Here is an 18,394-nt window from a genome sequence, read left to right on the forward strand (position 1 = left end):
CTATGACAACTAAGACTTGTTTCGCATACACGAGAGTATCAACCGTCAAACAAGGTGATGGTGTTTCTTTGGAAGCGCAGCGCGAAGCAATTACGATATTCGCGCAACGTAATAACCTCACCGTCATTGAATGGTTTGAAGAAAAAGAAACCGCCGCTAAGCGCGGCCGCCCGGTTTTTGATGCGGTAGTGCAGTCCTTGCAGGCAGGGAATGCGGTCGGGCTGATTGCTCATAAGATTGATCGTTCTGCGCGTAACTTTTCGGATTGGGCGCGTATCGGTGAGCTTGTTGACAGCGGCATTGACGTTCACTTCGCTCACGAAAGTCTTGATCTGCGATCTCGTGGTGGACGGTTGACCGCTGACATTCAGGCGGTGATAGCAGCAGACTATGTTCGAAACCTGCGTGAGGAAACACTCAAAGGAATAGAGGGACGTTTGAAGCAGGGGTTGTTTCCGTTTGGCGCACCTATCGGCTACCTCAACACTGGGCCAGGTCAACCAAAGAAGCACGATCCGATGCGTGCACCATTTGTTCGGCAAGCCTTTGAACTATACGCCAGCCAGCAATTCTCATTGCGAGGCCTCGTCAGTGAGCTTGAAAGACGCGGTCTGCGCAACCGTCATGGGAAACCCGTCACAAAATATGGTGTAGAAAACATACTTAGTAACCGTTTTTATTATGGCACCATTTATCTGAAACGCACCAACCGCATGTATAGTGGGATACATGAACCAATTATCACGAAAGCGCTTTTTGATCGTGTTCAGGCCCTGAAGAAAGATCGGCACCACAAAAAGCACGTCGTCCACAACCATCGATATCGACGTCTTATCAGTTGCGGCCTGTGTCACCGGCGCTTGTATGGTGAAGTACAAAAAGGGCATGTCTATATCCATGAGTTTATTTATCTCCTTTATTATATAGTGACTGCTAGTACCATTTGGTCAAACAAATACAATGAAACACGGTCGAGCACTTACCAGATAACCACGAAGATCATGCATAGAGAAACCATCACATTGGACTGCCGGATAGTCCAAGACTGCGTAGACTCGCTGGATACATCGAAACAGATACCGTACATCTGCAAGATGATATCTAGTGGTTTCGTCCAACAGAACTAGCTTGGCGCCTTAGCGACAGGCTTCTTGGTGAGTAGAAAAACTATCCAAATGACCAAAAACAGGTACACCAACAGGAAGCCTAAGAAACCCTCCGAAAAAATATTCCCAAACAGCAGTACAAAGAAAGTCCAGAAAATATTCCAAGTGCATGTCCAAACGATGGAGATAGTAGCAAAACGTTTGAACTTCACATTAGCTTCGATCATTGCAAGGCAGGCCATGGAGGCTAAGTGCGGATGCCAAAAGCTGGTCAAACCAAGTAAGATTGGGCCTTTATAGTTCATCTTTTCGACACGTTGGTGAGGCTGATTAAGTGCTTGAGAACGTTTGATAAATCTCATTCCGACTGCAAAGAGTAGGAATTGCCCAGCCACCGCTCCAAGTGAGACCACGCCCCATACAGCAAAGACCTTAAGTGGATCACCCGATGTTCCAGCCATGGCTGCAAGGATTGTGATGGAACCGGGGAAATAAACATTTAAAATGGGAATATTTTCGATGAATGAAACGAGTAGCACAAACGCAAGGCCGGATCCTGCTAGCCATTCTGAAAGCGATGCAAAAAGTATCGTTTTGGAAGGAAGCAGACCCAAAAACGTGAGTGCGTCCAGGCTCAGCAATATAGTTAGTAGTGCCAGCGGGGTTTTGATTATAGAGAACATTATCCGAGAGCAGCTGCGCAAACGCCTAGCAGCATTGAGACTCGAGTAATCTTAAGCCCAAGTCCCGCTTGAGCGTTATATATCCATCGGGCTAGTACTAGGTTGGCAGCCGCAAGGCACAGAATTACTACAGAGAACGGATTGTCAAATGCAATTTGGCCGAGGACCAATGTTGCGAACATACCTGTCCAACCAATTACTCTAGCACGCTCAGGTCCTAGGAGATGTGCCACGGTGAAAAGATCGAACGCTTTGTCACCTTCCGCGTCTTCAGCGTCTAAAACAACTTCTCTGAATACAACGAAAAGAAATACAATAATTAACGTCAAAGCACTTATAGCAATGCCAGTCGCCGCTCCCGCAAATAAGAACGGTGAAACACAAAGCGCTGCTGTATACGGCCCCTTGCAAAGAGGAAAAGAAGACGAGAACGGAGAATAAAGAATTAGCGCTGTCGCAATGACCAAAGTTGCGGATAGCGCCAAGAGGCCAAACTGCCAGGAAAGAAGAATTGCTATGCTCAAAGCGCCCGCCGCTAAGCACGTTGCGACATCGGTAGGCAGAGCTCCTGAGGTTATAGGTCGCAACTTTCCAGCAGTTTTGTCTTTTTCAAGATCGGATACGTCATTCACGACAAATCCAAACATTGTAAGAAGTGTCATGATAACAAAGATCGAAAAGAGTTCGATGTTGGATCCAATCGAGGCGGCAAATGCAGATGCTGTTGCGGCCGTTCCGGCGATCCAGCTTATACCTGGCCGACCGCTTGCAAGAAAAAGTGAAAAGTACTCCAACATAGGACCACTTGTGGAAGGCATTTTATCTGGGTGATTAGGATGATCTTTACTGCTGGTACGTTCTTCTCGAAGTCGAGACACACTACTCGGCGTTGCAAAAGTTCCCATTAGGGCTAGTAACGAGATGAAAGTTACAAAAAACCCAGAGTTTGCAAGCTGTTTGCCGAGTGAAGTAATCGACACCTCTGACGTGGCGAATGCTGGGAACATGACAACAACGACAAAGAGCAATAGTAGCAGGATCACTATGAGAGCGTTGACCGTTAGAAGCAAGAAAAGGCAATGTGGTCTGTATAGATAGTTTTTGGGTGACCACAGGTTCGCAAAGAAACCGTCCAGTGGAACGCCGATAGTGTCTTTTGCCAAACGAAGTAGACCAACCGCAAATGCCACTTGTGCGAGCAACGCTAGTATCACATCGGATATCTGCACCTCACTGCCAAACCAGTCGTTTACTGGCCCGCCCCAAACAATTCCAGTTCCTACCGAAACAGGAAGTAATAAACCATAAGCAACGGCAAACCGTTCCCCAAACTTCGATTGTTTGCTACCTGTGGCCATATGCAGCCAAGAAACTACAAAGACAGCTACAATGAGCCCAGTGAGGATAAATCCAAAATCTCTGAAAGTTGAAATCATTACAAGTGTGAACGCTGGAAACACTGCTGCGGACCAGTTTGCACCCAGAAGAAAGTATTCGGCGTCGGTAGTTTTATACTGCCAAAGCGTACCAGAAGCGATCTGACTGTATCGTTTGCTGACCTCTGCCACCCCGAGTGCAAAAGTTAGAGCAATCGAGATTGTCAGAAGCTTCGCCCATGTGGCATCTGCAATCACGGAAGCGGAAAATGAAACGAGCAATCCAATCGCAACGAATGGCACATACAGCGCTACGCCTTGCCCTCTCCGACCTGCGAACCAATAAAGCAGCGCAAATGAGAGCGTACCTAATCCTAACATAATCAACGAGGTGTTCAGCTCAGCTTCATAGCCCAAACTGGCCGCTGCAAAAACACCCATCGAGAAGAGCGACATGCAAAACAAGACCGATGGCGCAAAAATCTGATACAGGAAGCTGAGGTGAACACTTTCGGATGCGTCCGTTTCAAGGTCGGGTGTTTCCCCTTCCAGGGAGGGCAAGACCCTCCCTCGGAAAAAGTAAAGTGCGGCTGGGAGAGCTAGGACGATATGCCACTTCATGGACTGCCAAAGCGGTCTGAGCGGTTCCAGCTCAAACCCGTTGGCAGTCTGAGTTCGACCCATCAAGTAGGTCGTTAGTCCGAAGAGGCAAACCCCCGAAAAGAAAGCAAATCCACGGAGTTGACCTGAGCCAACTCGCCTCGGTGCTGCAAACTGAAGCCATAAAATTAGAAATCCCAAGTTGAATGCAGTTGGAAATATCACCCTAGTGTCTAGCACTTTAAAAGCTTCAGTAAGTAGGTTGACTTTCTCGACGTTGATCTCGTCCAACGCGACTAGCAATCCAAGAGTCCAGATTATGACCCCAATGAATGCGAAAGCAAAACCTCGCTTGAGCGAATCAAACGTTCCCTGCCAGCCCTGCAAATTTCCACCTATTCTGCTCCCGCATTAAAACGTCCTCAATGGAGAATTGTTAAACGGCAAGTTCATTTCTTAAGGAAGCCTATCTTAGTACAGACTGGTCGCCAAGTCGCTACATTACAATAAACTACTTGTGCCACTAAAACCCAAAAAGGTCAGATATGCTCCGCTCGCGGTCAGACGATGATTTTTTTGCGGTTTCTCTACAAGTAACTAAAGCGCGAATACCAAGCACGTACCGGTTATTGAGCCTATTCAGAGCCTTATAATTCATCACATCAGCTAACTCTTTGATTTTATGGTGCCCGGGGGCGGAATCGAACCACCGACACGAGGATTTTCAATCCACTGCTCTACCCCTGAGCTACCCGGGCATCGGGAGCGGGGTGCAAAGAGCATCCCACCTTGGGTAGCGCGGTTTTAGACGCGAGGGATGGGGGTGTCCAGAGGGAACTTCTTGAAAAACCAAAGCTTAGTGTGGTTTCTGCGTATCGGCCTGTTGCAACTGGTTTTCCAGGTCTTCCGCGTCCTCAGGATCATCCGCCGGAATGGCATATCCACCGGTGAACCACTTGGCCAGATCAACATCGGCGCAACGCTTTGAGCAGAAAGGGCGAAACGCAGTTTCGGTTGGTTTATCACAAATCGGGCAGGCCATCAGATGTCCTTCAAAAGGTGCTTAGGAAAAGGGGGGCGTTCGCGTTTGCGCTGCATCTCAAACAGGCCCATTGGGGTCCAGCCCACCAGCGATGTCTCAATTGGATCGGCCCTGAATGAGGCCCGCAGCGATTGTTCGACCTGCTTGCGGTGCGCCTTGGACATGGACACGAAATCAACCGTGATCTGACCGGCCAAGCCACGCAAGCGCAAGGCGCGGGGTAGGGCGCGCGCGGCAGCAAGATTGGCCTTTAACGCAGCAGCAGGCGAGGTGTCGTTGCCTGTATTCACATCAACGGCGACCAGCGCGCGTGTGGGTTCGACATACATATGCCCCTCACCCAGCGCGACACGTGGCTGCGCCAGCGCATCAAGCTGATCCAGCACGCCCAAGCCCTCAAAAGCGCCCGCCTCGGTCACAACGTCTGCCGCCCCCGTCCATTCCCGCCAGGCAACAGCATGCGGTCCATCACCTTCGGTTAGCGCCTCTGGTGTCGTGCCTGCGGCGTCGTCTAATACCGCATCCGCCAACGACAGCATCGCAACAATATCCTCCGCGACCTCTGCCTTATCAGCGCCTTCACAAGAGGATCGCATGATCAACCCATGCGGGCTGTCAAACACCTCATGCGCGATGGCCAGCAAGCCATCCCGCACGTCTTCATCCGTGATCTGGCGCGAGATATTCAACCCCGGCTTGCCCGGTGTGACAATCGCATAGCGGCTTTTGAACAAAACGCGGTCCGTGACCGGGACAGCCTTGCCATCCTCAGCGATCCCAGTGACCTGCACCAAAAGCGGCTGACCGGGGCGTAGCCCTTTGCCCTGTCGCAGAAACGCTGTCTCACCCTCAGGCAGGCGCATCATCATCCCGCCTTGGCCTTTGATCGGGCGATCACAGATTGCCCGGAAAATTGCACCGGGGCGCTGGGCATCATCATGATCAATCAGGATGTCATCCAGTTTGCCGTCAACCAGATACGCGGCTACCTCGACCTTGCCAATATGGTCCAGAACAATCGTGCGGCCCTTCATGATGCATCTCCGTAAAGGACAACGCCCGCTGCCGTCAGCAGGCCGGCCGTTTCGGTCAGGGGCAAGCCAACGATGCCTGTATATGATCCATTGATCCATGGGATGAAGGCACCCGCTGGCCCTTGGATGGCATAGCCACCCGCTTTGCCGCGCCAATCATCCGAGGCAAGATAGGTGTTTACCTCTGCGTCCGACAGTTGTTTGAAAGCGACCGTGCTTTGCACATCCTTGGTCCAGACCTGCGTGCCTCGTTTCACAGCCAAAGCGGTGATCACCTTATGGCGACGACCAGACAGGGCAAACAAAAACTGCGCGGCCTCAGCGGCATCCGCAGGCTTGCCCATAATCCGACGGCCAAGGGCTACGGTGGTGTCGGCACACAGAACAACCTCATCCTCTGCCGCGTCAACGGCCGCCACCTTTTCCGCCGCAATCCGTTTGACGTAATCACGCGGCAATTCGCCTTTGCGCACGTCTTCATCAATATCAGGCGCGCGCACAGCACTTGGCGTCAGCCCAAGCTGCGCTAACAGTTCCAGCCGCCGGGGTGAGCCGGAGCCGAGAACAAGTTTCAATTCACGGTTCGGGGGCAGGGTGGTCATGGCAGACCCTTGCCACCCTTATTTGAAACGATAGTTAATCCGACCTTTGGTCAGATCATAAGGTGTCATTTCAACCTGCACCTTGTCGCCAGCCAGAACCCGGATGCGGTTCTTGCGCATCTTGCCTGCCGTATGCGCGATGATCTCATGGCCGTTTTCCAGCTCGACCCGAAACGTCGCGTTTGGCAGAAGTTCTTTCACGACACCTGGGAATTCGAGCAGTTCTTCCTTGGCCATGTGATCTCCTATATTTGTGATCTGCTTGTTGCAGACGGCGCTTACATGCGCCTGAATGCGCGGATTTTCAAGGGTTAATCCGTGTTCATGGGTGTTTTGCAGGTGAAAGACAGATGGCAGTCGCGGTTCCGATTGGGAAACAGCTGGAAACAGACAAAGCGGTCTAGCCGCGAATGGGTGCCATGAGCTCAACTTGCTTATTCGTTTGCTTACAGCGCAGGTCCGGTTTTTTCTTGCATTCCTAGTCAGATTTCACTGCATTCTTTCGCACACGCCTAAAGATACGCGATCACCTTTTCGTCCGCGCGCATTTATCACTACTGTGCTAAATGGCAGGCGACCCGTGCGTTGTCTACTAGACGCAGTAGAGGCCGTTCTTGCCTGCAGATATCTTCGGCAATCGGGCAGCGTGGGTGAAATGCGCAGCCGCTTGGCGGGTTGATCGGATCTGGGATCTCACCTTCGGGCAATGCAGCTTCGCGACCAAAGCCATCCATCAGCGGGGCCGCCTCTAGCAGCATTTTCGTGTAGGGGTGTTTTGTATTGTTAAACAGCTCATCCGGTGTCGCCTCTTCAACCAGTCGGCCCAGATAAAGCACGCCGATGACGTCCGACATATGCTGTACAACCGTCAGATCGTGACTGATCAGCACATAGGTCAGGCCAAAATTATCTTTCAGGTCGCTCATCAGGTTAAGCACCTGCGCCTGTACCGACACATCCAGCGCCGATGTCGGCTCATCGCACACGATCAGTTTTGGCTCGGATGACAACGCGCGCGCAATGCAAATGCGCTGCCTTTGTCCGCCGGAAAATTCATGCGGAAACTTGCCCGCGTCCGCCGCCGATAGCCCCACTTGTTCCAACAGTTTTTCAGCCAACCCGGTTGCATCACCCCCACGCGCCACGACCGGCTCGACGACAATATCGCGTACCCGCCAGCGCGGGTTAAGCGACGCAAACGGATCTTGAAAGATCATCTGAATGTCAGAACGCACGGCGTCTACTTTACCCGCATTCGTTTCTGCGGCCAGGTTTACGCCGCCGATTTCGACCGTGCCGTCAGATGGTGTAAGCAAGCCCACCAACATACGGCCAATGGTGGATTTGCCAGACCCGCTTTCGCCAACCAGACCATAGGTGCTGCGTTCCGCCACCTCAAAATCAACGTCTGATACGGCGGTCAGCAACGCTTTGCCGCGCCGTTCAATCACCCGGTTCAGCCAAGGTTTTGACACGTCAAACACGCGTGTCAGGTTCTTTACGGAAATCAGCGCCATTACGATACTTTCTGGGCCATCAGCGGAAACCAGCATGCGGCGTGGTTTTGTGATATTTGCGGGGCTGGGGCCGCGCGGCATTTGCTTTCAGCGTATGTGCAGCGTGGGTGAAAAGGGCAACCATCAGGCACGTTGTCCAGTCGGGGCATCGCCCCTTCGATCTGGTGCAATCGCGCTTTGCCAGCCGAGGCCAATGGCGTCGATGCCATCAACCCCCCAGTGTAAGGGTGCTGTGGTTGGGTTAGCACATCACGGACCCGGCCCAGTTCAGCCAAACGCCCGGCATACATCACAGCGACACGGTCAGCCGCTTCCGCGATCACGCCCATATCATGGGTGATCAGCATGACAGCGGTGCCCCGGTCACGGCAAAGCCGTTTGAGCAAGGCGATGATCTGCGCCTGTACAGAGACGTCCAAAGCCGTTGTCGGCTCATCCGCGATGATCAGCGATGGTTCGGCGCACAGCGCCAATGCGATGACCACACGCTGGCGCATTCCGCCGCTAAACTCATGGGGGTAGCTGTCAATCCGTTCGGCAGCGCCGGGAATACCAACCTCTTCCAATGCTGCAACTGCGCGCTTACCCGCCTCTGCCCGACTAATTGGCAGATGGGTCAGCATCGTTTCAGTCAGTTGATCCCCGATGGACAAAAGCGGGTTCAGCGATGTCAGCGGGTCCTGAAACACCATCCCGATTTCCTTGCCGCGCAGACGGCGCATTGCTTCGCCCTTCAGCGCGTCAATGCGGGTGCCGTTCAGCCAGATTTCGCCCTGCGCAATATGCGCAGGTGGATTAAGCAGACCAATGACGGCATTGCCCGCCATGGATTTACCCGCGCCGCTTTCGCCGACAACGCCCAGAATTTCACCGGCGGATATGTCATAGCTGACACCGTCAACTGGCTTGACAACACCGCTGCGCGTGGGGATTTCGACAGACAGGTTCCGGATCGACAAAACGGCATCTGACATCAGCGCAACCTCGGGTTCAGCGCGTCGCGCAGCCAGTCACCCAGCAAATTCACACTCAGCGCCAACGTAAGAAGGGTAAGTGCCGGAAACAGCAAAATCCACCATTCGCCTGAAAACAGGAAACCCTGCCCGATACGGATCAAGGTGCCAAGGCTGGGTTGCGTGGGTGGCGCACCCACCCCCAAAAAGCTAAGCGTCGCTTCGGCAATGATCGCTAGCGCCAGTGATATCGTGGCGATGACAAGGACGGGCGACAGCACATTCGGCAGAATATGCCGCAACATGACGGCATAGGGTTTGCGCCCGATCAGGCGCGCGGCCTCGACATATTCTTTGCGCTTTTCGACCAGTGTGGCCCCGCGCACGACACGGGCGAATTGCACCCAATCGCTGAGCCCGATAGCGATAATCAAAACCCAAATCGCCATCTGGTCGCGGTATTCAATGGGTGTCACGCCTTTGGCGATCCCAAAAATCAGCATCGCCACAAGAATGGACGGAAACGTCAGTTGTACGTCAGCGATGCGCATGATGATGGTCTCGGTCCAACCGCCCACATAGCCCGAGATCAGCCCCAGTGTGATCCCCAGCACCATCGCAAACAAAACCGCAGCAACACCAACAAACAATGATATCCGCATACCGTACAGGATGGTCGAAAAGACATCACGCCCTTGATCATCCGTCCCCAGAATAAAGCTTTCGCCGGTAAACGCGTTGGGCGCCATTGGTGGTGTAAAACCATTCATCAGGTTCAGTGATGCCGGGTTGAACGGATTTGTGGGTGCAATCAGCGGGGCGAATATGGCGGATAGAACCAGGATCGTAACCACAATGGTCGAGATGACCGCAATCGGCGACCGCCGAAATGTATAGTAGATATCGCTATCCAGAAACACGCGCAGGCGCGATTTTTGCGCAACCTTTGGTGCAATCTTTTGATCTGAAAGATCGGTCATCAGTGGCCTCCCGCCCGGTCAACACGCAAACGCGGGTCGATGAGGAAATAAAGCATATCAACAATCAGGTTGATCGCGACAAACATCACCGAAATCAGCATCAGATAGGCGGCCATCACAGGGATATCGACAAACTGGATCGCGTTGATAAACAGCAGGCCAACGCCCGGCCACTGGAATACTGTTTCAGTAATGATTGCAAAAGCGATGATCGCCCCCAGTTGAAGGCCAATCACGGTGATCACAGGCACCATCGTATTCTTTAGCGCATGGCGAAAGTTGATCGCGCGGCTTTTCAATCCGCGCGCGCGGGCAAAGCGGATATAGTCCTGCCGCAGCACTTCCAGCATTTCAGAGCGGACAAGCCGCATGATCAGCGTCATCTGGTAAAGCCCAAGGGTGATGGACGGCAGGATCAACGCCTGCAGGCCTGACGTCGTCAGGAAACCAGTCGACCAATTGCCAATCTGCACGGTCTCACCGCGACCGAAACTGGGCAGCCACCCCAATTCGACCGAGAAAATATAAATCAGAAGTATCCCGATCAGGAATGTCGGCAGCGACACCCCGATCAGGGATGCGGACATGATGAAATTGGCAACAAATCCGTCACGACGGATCGCTGTAAGCACACCAAATGCGATCCCCAGAATAATGGCGAACACGGCTGACACAGCTGCCAGTTCCAGTGTCGCGGGCGCGCGTTCCATCAGAATTTCGGCGACGGGGCGCCCTTGCCTGTAGCTGACGCCAAAGTTGCCTTGCACGGCACCTTCCAGGAACTTGAAATATTGGACGGCAAACGATTGGTTCAGGCCAAGCTGATCGCGCAGGCGTTCGATATCTTCGACCGTGCGTTCCTGGCCCAGCATGTTTTCAATCGGATCGCCGACAAAACGAAACATCGAAAATGCCACAAGCCCAACAATCAGCAGGACGAGCGCAGACTGTGCGACACGGCGAATAGTATAGGCCAGCATGGTGTGATTGTCCTAAAGGGCCCCGTTTAGGGGCGGTGTGACGCGCCAGTTGTAAAGGCGCGTCACAATTTGAGATCAGTTCATTGTGAAGTATTTGATCTTTGGCTGATCTTCTGGATCAACCTCAATACCCACGCTTTCTGACATGCCCCAATTCAGCACTTGGTGATGGATCGGGATATAAAGCTGTTCGTCCTGAACAACCCGCCAAATGCTGGCGATATCCGCGTTGCGTGCCTCAAGATCAGTATTGGAGGACAAAGAGGCAATCATCGCATCCAGATCGTCATTATCATAGCCAGTGCCGTTCCATGTGCCGATATCGCTTTCGCGTCCGTGCACAAGGAAGTTGAAGATGTATTCGCTGTCATAGGTTGGCACACCCCAACCCAGCATGTAGAAATCGGTCTGGCCATCGCTGATCAGCGGGAAGTGCTGCGCCTTTGGTTTGGCATCCAAATTCACGGTCACACCGATTTGACCCAACATGCCGACAGCAGCCTGACAGATGCCTTCGTCATTCACGTAACGGTCGTTGGGGCAATCCAGCCGGATAGAGAAACCATCGGCATAGCCAGCCTCGGCCAACAGCGCCTTTGCGCCTTCGACATCTGTGGTGGATTCCGCGTCCATCTCGGCCGTCCAGCCGTTCACGAATGGCGGTGCGATCATGCCCGCAGGCTCACTCTGGCCACGCATGACAATCTGACGGATCGCATCACGGTTGATTGCCATCGACATGGCACGGCGCACGCGGACATCGGCAAGCGGGTTGGCCCCGTCGACGTTATCCGCTTCGACATCATCCGCACCCTGGTTCATACCAAAAAAGATGACGCGGTTCTGCGGTGCTTGCTTGACCACCAGACCATCAGCGGCATTGACCCGCTCCAGATCCTGCACAGGCATATCCTGCAAGAAATCAACCTCGCCCGACAGCATCGCAGCCACGCGGGTGGCGGGGTTCTGGATGGGGGTATAGACAATCTCGGTCACGTCCATGGGGAATTGGTCGATGCCCCAATAGTTTTCATTGCGGACCATGACGGTTTTGACGTCAGGTTCGCGGCTTTGCAGCACATAAGGCCCTGTACCATTGACGTTGGTTGTGGCGAACGTGATCTCGCCGCCTTCGAAATCCTGCACGGAAACGGTGTTATTCGCCTCGGTCCAGTCCTTGTCCATGATGAACAGGTTGGTCAGGTTGGACGGCAGGATCGGGTTTGGTCCGTCTGTCACAATTTCAACCGTGAGATCATCAACAGCGCGGACCTCGGTGATGGATCCGATCAATTCTTTCATATCGGAATTGGGCTGTTGGGCGCGTTCAAAACTGAAAACAACGTCTTCGGCGGTAAAGGCCGCGCCATCATGAAAGGTGGCACCTTCGCGCAGATTGAAGACCCAAACATTGGGATCATCCGCAGATGGTGCCCAATCCGTGGCCAATGCAGGTTCAAACGCACCAGTCACGTCGCGGATGATCAGCGGCTCATACATCTGGTGGCGGATGGTGTGTGTCGGTCCCTCATTTTGGGCATGTGGATCAAGTGTGAGCGCGTCGCCCGAGCGTGCCCAACGTAGCGTTTCCGCACTAAGCGGTGCGGCTGTGGCCATTAATACGGCGGCAAGTGTTAAAGCTGATGTTGGCTTCATTCGATTTCCCCTGATTAGAATCCTTCAAGTTATGAAGGTTGACACAATTGTCCCCAATTTTAAGGGAATGGCAAGAAGCCGCGTTGAAGGAGAACGGAAAGCAACCACGCAACAGGCCTATCTGATCGGCAGCTTTGTTGCGCATAATTTATGAACCCTATCTTACTTTGCTTCATCGAACGCCTTGCGTGATCTTGCGATATCGCTGTGGCGACTTGCCGCCCAGACTGTCAATGCCTTAAGCAGCGGTAGCAGCTCTTCACCTATGTCTGTCAAAGTATAGCGGACGGCTATGGGTGGTCCCGGGTCTACCTCCCGTGTCAAATAGCCGTCCCTCTCAAGGCTGCGCAGATTCTTAGTCAAAAACGTGCTGCATGATGTCGCCAATGGTCCGCTTCGACCCCATATTTCATGATGCAGCGCCGCGCACGAATTTTAGCTATTCTGGCTTTGCCCCTAGCCGCATCGCCAGTACGCTTATCAAGATCACTGCCAGGCCCAGAAAACCCGCCCCAAAAATCCATGCAACAGGCGTAGAGTAAACCTCCGCCACGGCGCCTACCAAGACCAATCCGAGTGCCGCCCCCAGCTGCTGTATGAGAGAGCGCAGAGACAGCATGGTAGACCTCTGGCGATCCTCCACGCACTTATGCAGGATGCTGCTCGCAGGCGTCTCGCTTGCGCCAAGAAGGACGGAATACAAAATAAAAATGCCGACAAACCCGACGATTTCGCCTTGCATCGCAAGCGCCACCTGAACAACGGCGAGACACGCAAAAATTGCTGCAAGTGTGACCGCGTGGCGACGCTTGAATATCCTGCTGATGCGGGGCGACAACGATGCACCAAACGCGATTGAGAAAAAGTAACCGGCCGTCAAAGCGCCAATAGCAGTATTTGCGTAGCCCTGATCCAGCATGGGTTTGGCGTATGTCGGCCAGATCACCTCAACCGGATTGGTTGCCATGAGGAAAAATGCGAGAGCCGTCAAAAGGAGTGAAAGCGTGGGATGTTTCAACGCAAGACGACTGGCCTCCTTGATCACCGATGGGACGTTGGTGAACCCTTTTATGAGGGCACCCGGATCAAGGGGGCGCGGTTCCTCAGTAATGGCGAACACGGTGTAAATCAGCACGCCGACCATCACGGCAAAGCTTGCGGCGTAAGACACATCATAGATGCTGATGCCATGCCTTTGTGCGACCGAACCGAATGCATCGGGCAAGATGCCTCCCACAATGGCACCAATAGCAAGGCCCATCGCATTGGCCCACTGCGCTTTGGCAAGTGCGGGTTGGACATCCACATTGGGCGCGGAGGCCTTGAACGTCTCAACAAACCACGCATCAAGCGTGCCTGACCGCAGGGCGCGTCCAAACCCGATGAAGGCAAACGAAAGAGCCAAAACATAGAAATCGCTAGCTGAAAGGAAAAGCGCTAATGAGATCAAACTGGCAACAACTGCAGCAAGAAAGACAGGTTTGCGCCCAATATTATCGGCTAAGCCGCCGAATGGGAGTTCCATCGCAATCGTTGTGATCGAATAGACCCCGAACAGAAGCGAAATCTGGAAAAGATCCATGCCGCGATCTGTCAACGCCAGCGCTACCACGGCCACCGTCAGACCCATGGCAAAGCGATCCAGAAACTGGTGTATCTGAAACACCCGAATATGCCGTCGCGCTGACCCCGATAGTGCATTGAAAGAGAATTCTATGTCGTTGGCCATGCCCGCAGTTTCGGGGTTGCTACCTTTGAACACAATACCCTGGCACCGCTACTTTACGCGCCCTTCAACCCCGGGCCCCCAACGCGCGATTAACCGGTCTTTGATCTGATCCCGTGCTTGACGATAAAGCGCCAACCGCGCATCGCGATTATCCCCCAGCCCAGTGGGGTCAAGGATAGGCCAATATTCCACCTCAAGGTGATAAAACTGCGTCAGATCAAGGGCGCGCCGTTGGCTGGCAGGCGACAATGCCAGCACCAGATCAAAGGACGATAGATCATCACCCCAGTCCTCCATCTCGTCGAAAGACCGCGACCTGTGGCGCGACAGTTCCACCCCGATCTCGGCGCAAACCGCGATGGAAAACCCATCAATCTCAAGATCATTTTTGACACCGACCGATTGAATATAACATTCGGTCCCATACAGCTTTTTCATGATCCCTTCGGCCATCGGCGACCGGACAGAGTTATGATCGCAACAAAACAGCACTGACTGCGGAAGGTCCTGATATTTGTCCCCCTCCGCCATGTTTTCAGCCCCCAAAGTGCAAGACGCAAATCAGCGTAAACAGGCGGCGTGCGGTATCAATATCGACGTCAGCTTTGCCTTCCAGCCGTTCCTGCAAGATCCGCGCCCCTTCGTTGTGGATGCCGCGGCGGGCCATATCAATCGTTTCGATCTGGCTGGGGGGCAGGGATTTGACAGCGTCAAAGTAGCTTTCGCAGATCTGAAAATAATCCTTCACCACCTGCCGGAACGGCCCCAGCGACAGGTGAAATTCACCTGCCGGATTGTCGTCTTCCAGCTTCAGATCAAACACCAGCCGACGCTCTTTAATCGACAGGTTCAGCTTATAGGGGCCTTCCGGCACATCCCGTCCGTCGCGCGCGGGCATGACAAAGCTGTTGTCTTCCAACAGATCAAACATCGCCACTTTGCGTTCCTGATCAATCTCAGGTGTGGGTGGCGGCAGGTTCCGATCATCAATCTCGATATGGGTGATCTTGCTCATAACTCACCTCTGTTCAGCCGGTCCAAACGGGCGCGCACAGATAGGCCATGCGCCTCAAGGCTTTCGGAAATCGCAAGGCGCTCAGCCGCAGGCCCAATGGCCGCCAAAGCATCAGGTGTCATGCGTGACAATGTCGTGCGTTTGATAAAGTCCATCACTGACAATCCACTCGAAAACCGTGCCGACCGCGCGGTGGGCAAAACATGGTTGGGACCGCCAATGTAGTCACCAATCGCCTCGGGTGTCCAACCCCCAATGAAGATCGCACCTGCATGGGTAATGTTCTCTGAAAGAGCGTCCGCATCAGCGGTGCACAACTCCAAATGCTCGGGTGCAATACGATCCGATAGGAACACGGCTTCATCGAAATCTTTCACTGTGATCACGGCCCCAAAATCACGCCAGCTCGCGCCCGCGATGGCACGGCGTTCCAGCGTTTCCAGCCGCTTCGCAACCGCGTCCGCCACAGCCTGCCCAAAGGCAGCATCGTCAGTGATCAGCAAAGACTGCGCGCTTTCGTCATGTTCCGCTTGGGACAGCAGATCAAGCGCGATCCAGTCGGGGTCATTGTCCTTATCGGCAATCACCAAAATCTCGGACGGCCCGGCGATCATATCAATGCCAACCTTGCCAAAGACACGGCGCTTGGCAGCAGCCACAAAGGCGTTCCCCGGTCCGGTGATCTTATCCACCGGCGCAATCGTTTCGGTCCCATAGGCCAACGCCGCCACGGCCTGCGCCCCACCAATACGGTAAACCTCATCCACCCCAGCAATCCTAGCGGCCATCAAAACCAGCGGATTGGTCACCCCATCTGGCGTCGGCACGACGATTGCCAAGCGGCCAACACCGGCGACCTTTGCGGGAATGGCATTCATCAAAACGGAAGACGGATAAGACGCCAACCCACCGGGCACATAAAGACCCGCAGCAGACACCGGCGTCCAGCGCCAGCCTAACGTCGCACCCGTCTCATCGGTCCAAGAGGCATCATCAGGCATCTGGCGCGCGTGATAGGCGCGGATACGGTCCGCCGCCATCTCCAACGCCGCGCGATCCGCATCATCGACCTTGGCGCACTCGGCCTCAATCTCGGCCGCGCTAAAGCGCATGGTTTCAGCCGTCAGGTCCAACCGATCAAACTTGGCCGTCAGTTCCAGCACCGCCGCATCACCCCGGGCGCGTACATCGGCAATAATCCCGGCCACGACATGATCCACATCCGGGCTATCCTCGCGTTTGGCACCCAAAAGGGCCGCAAAGCGGGTCTCAAAATCGGCGTCAGTGGTGGATAGAAACTGTGGCATCATAGCGCTCCTTGCAGGGCCACGACATAGCGGGGCGGGCAGGGTGCTTCAATGGTGTCGGCCCGTGATTTATGCGGGATGCGAGGGCGCCTTGTTAGACGGCGCCACATAAGGCCGCGTCACATCCTGCAAAATGACCTCCAGCGCTTCAACCTCCAGCGCAATCACACCGTCACCCGCAAGGGTCAGTTCCAAACGGCCCGCGCCATCCTCACCCGGCACAAAGGCCATCGCCAGCAGGGAAAACACCATATCGGGGTCGGATTTATCAACGCCTTGGCTTTGCACCTTCATCACGTCCTCAATTGCCAAAACCGCCTGAACACGTTCATAGCTGCGCTTGCGTGCCTGTGCGTTGGGTGCATCTTCCCAGCGAAAGCGGTTCAGCAGAATGGCAAAGCGTCGGGCCTTGCGGTCCCATCGCATCTCAGCCGCGGGAAACACCGCATCCTGCACAAGGGCGGCCATCACTGACAAATCCTCAGCATCCAATGCCTTCAACCGCAGCGGTGCTTCGCGGCCATCTTCAAAGCTTGCGTCTTGTGTCATTCGGAAATCCGTTCAATTTTTGCGCCAACACCGCTCAGCTTTTCTTCTATATGCTCATACCCGCGATCAAGGTGGTAAATACGGCTGACCTTGGTTTCACCCTCGGCGGCCAAACCGGCAAGGATCAAGGACACGGATGCGCGCAAATCAGTCGCCATCACAGGCGCACCTTTCAGGCGCTCAACACCGCGCACAGTGGCCATGCCGCCTTGCACCTCGATATCGGCACCCATGCGGATCAGTTCGGGGGCATGCATAAAGCGGTTCTCGAAAATCTTCTCTTCCAGCACCGATGTGCCGTCAGCGGTGCATAGCATCGCCATCATTTGCGCCTGCAAATCCGTGGGGAAGCCGGGGAAAACCTCGGTGGTCACATCAACGGCCTTGGCGCGATCCGTGCGACGTTTCACCTTCAAACCGTCCTTGGTTTCCGTCACATCAACACCCGCCGCATCCAGCTTTTCAACAAACGACCCAACCAGATCAAGGCGACCGCCCAGACATTCAACCTCACCACCCGCAAAGACAGGGGCCAGCATATAGGTGCCAAGTTCAATCCGGTCGGTGACAACGGGATGGGTCGCAGCCCCCAGATGATCGACACCTTGAATAGTCACCGTCGCGGTGCCTTCGCCTTCAATCTGCGCGCCCATGCTGCGCAGGCATTTCGCCAGATCAACGATCTCTGGCTCACGCGCCGCGTTCTCGATCACAGTCGTCCCCTTGGCGAGGGTCGCGGCCATCAGCACATTCTCGGTCGCCCCCACAGATGCAAAGCGCAATGGGACTTTTGCACCTTTCAGCCCACCGGGGGCCTTCGCATGCAGATAGCCGTCTTTCAGTTCGATCTCGGCGCCCATCGCCTCAAGCGCTGTGACGTGAATATCCATCGGGCGGGCACCAATGGCACAGCCGCCGGGCAGGGACACGACCGCCCTGTGATGACGGGCAAGCAGGGGACCCAAAACAAGGTTCGAGGCACGCATCTTGCGCACAATCTCATAATCCGCAGTGGTCGATGTCATGGCATGCGACGACAACACCTGTACCTTGCCATCCTGCATGGAGGTCACTTCAACACCCAGCGATTGCAACAGCGCCGTCATCGTTGCGATATCGGACAAACGCGGCGCATTGGTCAGCGTCAAAGGCTCTTCCGACAACAGCGTCGCAGGCATCAAGGTCAGCGCTGCGTTCTTTGCCCCCGCAATCGCAATCTGACCGTTCAGGGGTGTGCCACCCGTGACCACAATAGAATCCATGCC

At 54.2% G+C, this 18,394-nt stretch carries 19 protein-coding genes and 1 tRNA gene; 1 reads left to right on the plus strand and 19 read right to left on the minus strand.

Features of this window, described 5'->3' with window-relative positions:
- Window positions 1-2: 2 nt before the first annotated feature.
- Entirely contained in the window at window positions 3-1,127 is a 1,125-nt protein-coding gene (locus RCCS2_RS18140; protein ID WP_083791175.1) for a recombinase family protein, read from the plus strand.
- Here RCCS2_RS18140 and RCCS2_RS10235 read toward each other — a convergent pair.
- The 19 genes from RCCS2_RS10235 to murA form a co-directional block, all read right to left on the minus strand.
- Window positions 1,124-1,789 (minus strand): DedA family protein, encoded by a 666-nt coding sequence (locus tag RCCS2_RS10235; protein ID WP_008233936.1) that lies wholly within the window; start codon window positions 1,787-1,789, stop codon window positions 1,124-1,126. The genes RCCS2_RS18140 and RCCS2_RS10235 overlap by 4 nt on opposite strands.
- Window positions 1,789-3,786, minus strand: coding sequence for a UbiA family prenyltransferase (locus RCCS2_RS10240; protein ID WP_198007032.1), 1,998 nt, complete (start codon window positions 3,784-3,786; stop codon window positions 1,789-1,791). Before RCCS2_RS10240 ends, RCCS2_RS10235 begins: the two co-directional genes overlap by 1 nt.
- 662 nt (window positions 3,787-4,448) lie before the next feature.
- Window positions 4,449-4,523 (minus strand) — tRNA-Phe (locus RCCS2_RS10245).
- A gap of 98 nt (window positions 4,524-4,621) precedes the next feature.
- Window positions 4,622-4,807, minus strand: coding sequence for a DNA gyrase inhibitor YacG (locus RCCS2_RS10250; protein WP_008233938.1), 186 nt, complete (start codon window positions 4,805-4,807; stop codon window positions 4,622-4,624).
- Window positions 4,807-5,841, minus strand: a complete 1,035-nt coding sequence (locus tag RCCS2_RS10255) for a ribonuclease E/G (protein ID WP_008233939.1) — start codon at window positions 5,839-5,841, stop codon at window positions 4,807-4,809. The genes RCCS2_RS10250 and RCCS2_RS10255 overlap by 1 nt, the downstream gene beginning before the upstream one ends.
- Entirely contained in the window at window positions 5,838-6,443 is a 606-nt protein-coding gene (locus RCCS2_RS10260) for a Maf family protein (protein ID WP_008233940.1), read from the minus strand. Before RCCS2_RS10260 ends, RCCS2_RS10255 begins: the two co-directional genes overlap by 4 nt.
- Window positions 6,444-6,461: 18 nt before the next feature.
- A complete protein-coding gene (gene infA, locus RCCS2_RS10265; RefSeq protein WP_007205486.1) occupies window positions 6,462-6,680 on the minus strand; it encodes a translation initiation factor IF-1 in 219 nt (72 codons plus the stop codon).
- A 317-nt stretch (window positions 6,681-6,997) separates the two neighbouring features.
- Window positions 6,998-7,960 (minus strand): ABC transporter ATP-binding protein, encoded by a 963-nt coding sequence (locus RCCS2_RS10270; RefSeq protein ID WP_008233948.1) that lies wholly within the window; start codon window positions 7,958-7,960, stop codon window positions 6,998-7,000.
- Window positions 7,960-8,934: an ABC transporter ATP-binding protein gene (locus RCCS2_RS10275; protein ID WP_008233949.1), complete on the minus strand. Its 975-nt coding sequence runs from the start codon at window positions 8,932-8,934 to the stop codon at window positions 7,960-7,962. Before RCCS2_RS10275 ends, RCCS2_RS10270 begins: the two co-directional genes overlap by 1 nt.
- Window positions 8,934-9,893 carry an ABC transporter permease gene (locus RCCS2_RS10280; RefSeq protein ID WP_008233950.1) on the minus strand — a complete coding sequence of 320 codons (960 nt, stop codon included), beginning with the start codon at window positions 9,891-9,893 and terminating at the stop codon, window positions 8,934-8,936. Before RCCS2_RS10280 ends, RCCS2_RS10275 begins: the two co-directional genes overlap by 1 nt.
- Entirely contained in the window at window positions 9,893-10,873 is a 981-nt protein-coding gene (locus RCCS2_RS10285) for an ABC transporter permease (protein WP_008233951.1), read from the minus strand. Before RCCS2_RS10285 ends, RCCS2_RS10280 begins: the two co-directional genes overlap by 1 nt.
- 75 nt (window positions 10,874-10,948) lie before the next feature.
- Window positions 10,949-12,529 carry an ABC transporter substrate-binding protein gene (locus RCCS2_RS10290; protein ID WP_037293852.1) on the minus strand — a complete coding sequence of 527 codons (1,581 nt, stop codon included), beginning with the start codon at window positions 12,527-12,529 and terminating at the stop codon, window positions 10,949-10,951.
- Window positions 12,530-12,691: 162 nt separating this feature from the next.
- Window positions 12,692-12,916, minus strand: coding sequence for a winged helix-turn-helix transcriptional regulator (locus tag RCCS2_RS18145; protein ID WP_332249318.1), 225 nt, complete (start codon window positions 12,914-12,916; stop codon window positions 12,692-12,694).
- Between the two features lie 52 nt (window positions 12,917-12,968).
- Window positions 12,969-14,258 carry an MFS transporter gene (locus RCCS2_RS10295; RefSeq protein ID WP_037293854.1) on the minus strand — a complete coding sequence of 430 codons (1,290 nt, stop codon included), beginning with the start codon at window positions 14,256-14,258 and terminating at the stop codon, window positions 12,969-12,971.
- A 48-nt stretch (window positions 14,259-14,306) separates the two neighbouring features.
- Window positions 14,307-14,789: an arsenate-mycothiol transferase ArsC gene (locus RCCS2_RS10300; protein ID WP_008233958.1), complete on the minus strand. Its 483-nt coding sequence runs from the start codon at window positions 14,787-14,789 to the stop codon at window positions 14,307-14,309.
- 4 nt (window positions 14,790-14,793) lie between these two features.
- On the minus strand, window positions 14,794-15,273 hold the full coding sequence (locus tag RCCS2_RS10305) for a UPF0262 family protein (RefSeq protein WP_008233960.1): 480 nt from the start codon (window positions 15,271-15,273) through the stop codon (window positions 14,794-14,796).
- Window positions 15,270-16,580 carry a histidinol dehydrogenase gene (gene hisD / locus RCCS2_RS10310; RefSeq protein ID WP_037293855.1) on the minus strand — a complete coding sequence of 437 codons (1,311 nt, stop codon included), beginning with the start codon at window positions 16,578-16,580 and terminating at the stop codon, window positions 15,270-15,272. The genes RCCS2_RS10305 and hisD overlap by 4 nt, the downstream gene beginning before the upstream one ends.
- A gap of 69 nt (window positions 16,581-16,649) precedes the next feature.
- Window positions 16,650-17,129 (minus strand): DUF2948 family protein, encoded by a 480-nt coding sequence (locus RCCS2_RS10315; protein WP_008233963.1) that lies wholly within the window; start codon window positions 17,127-17,129, stop codon window positions 16,650-16,652.
- The gene (gene murA / locus RCCS2_RS10320) at window positions 17,126-18,391 is read right to left on the minus strand and encodes a UDP-N-acetylglucosamine 1-carboxyvinyltransferase (RefSeq protein ID WP_008233964.1); all 1,266 of its coding nucleotides are present in this window, start codon (window positions 18,389-18,391) and stop codon (window positions 17,126-17,128) included. Before murA ends, RCCS2_RS10315 begins: the two co-directional genes overlap by 4 nt.
- Window positions 18,392-18,394: the final 3 nt, after the last annotated feature.

This window comes from Roseobacter sp. CCS2, from assembly GCF_000169435.1.
Lineage (GTDB): Bacteria > Pseudomonadota > Alphaproteobacteria > Rhodobacterales > Rhodobacteraceae > Yoonia.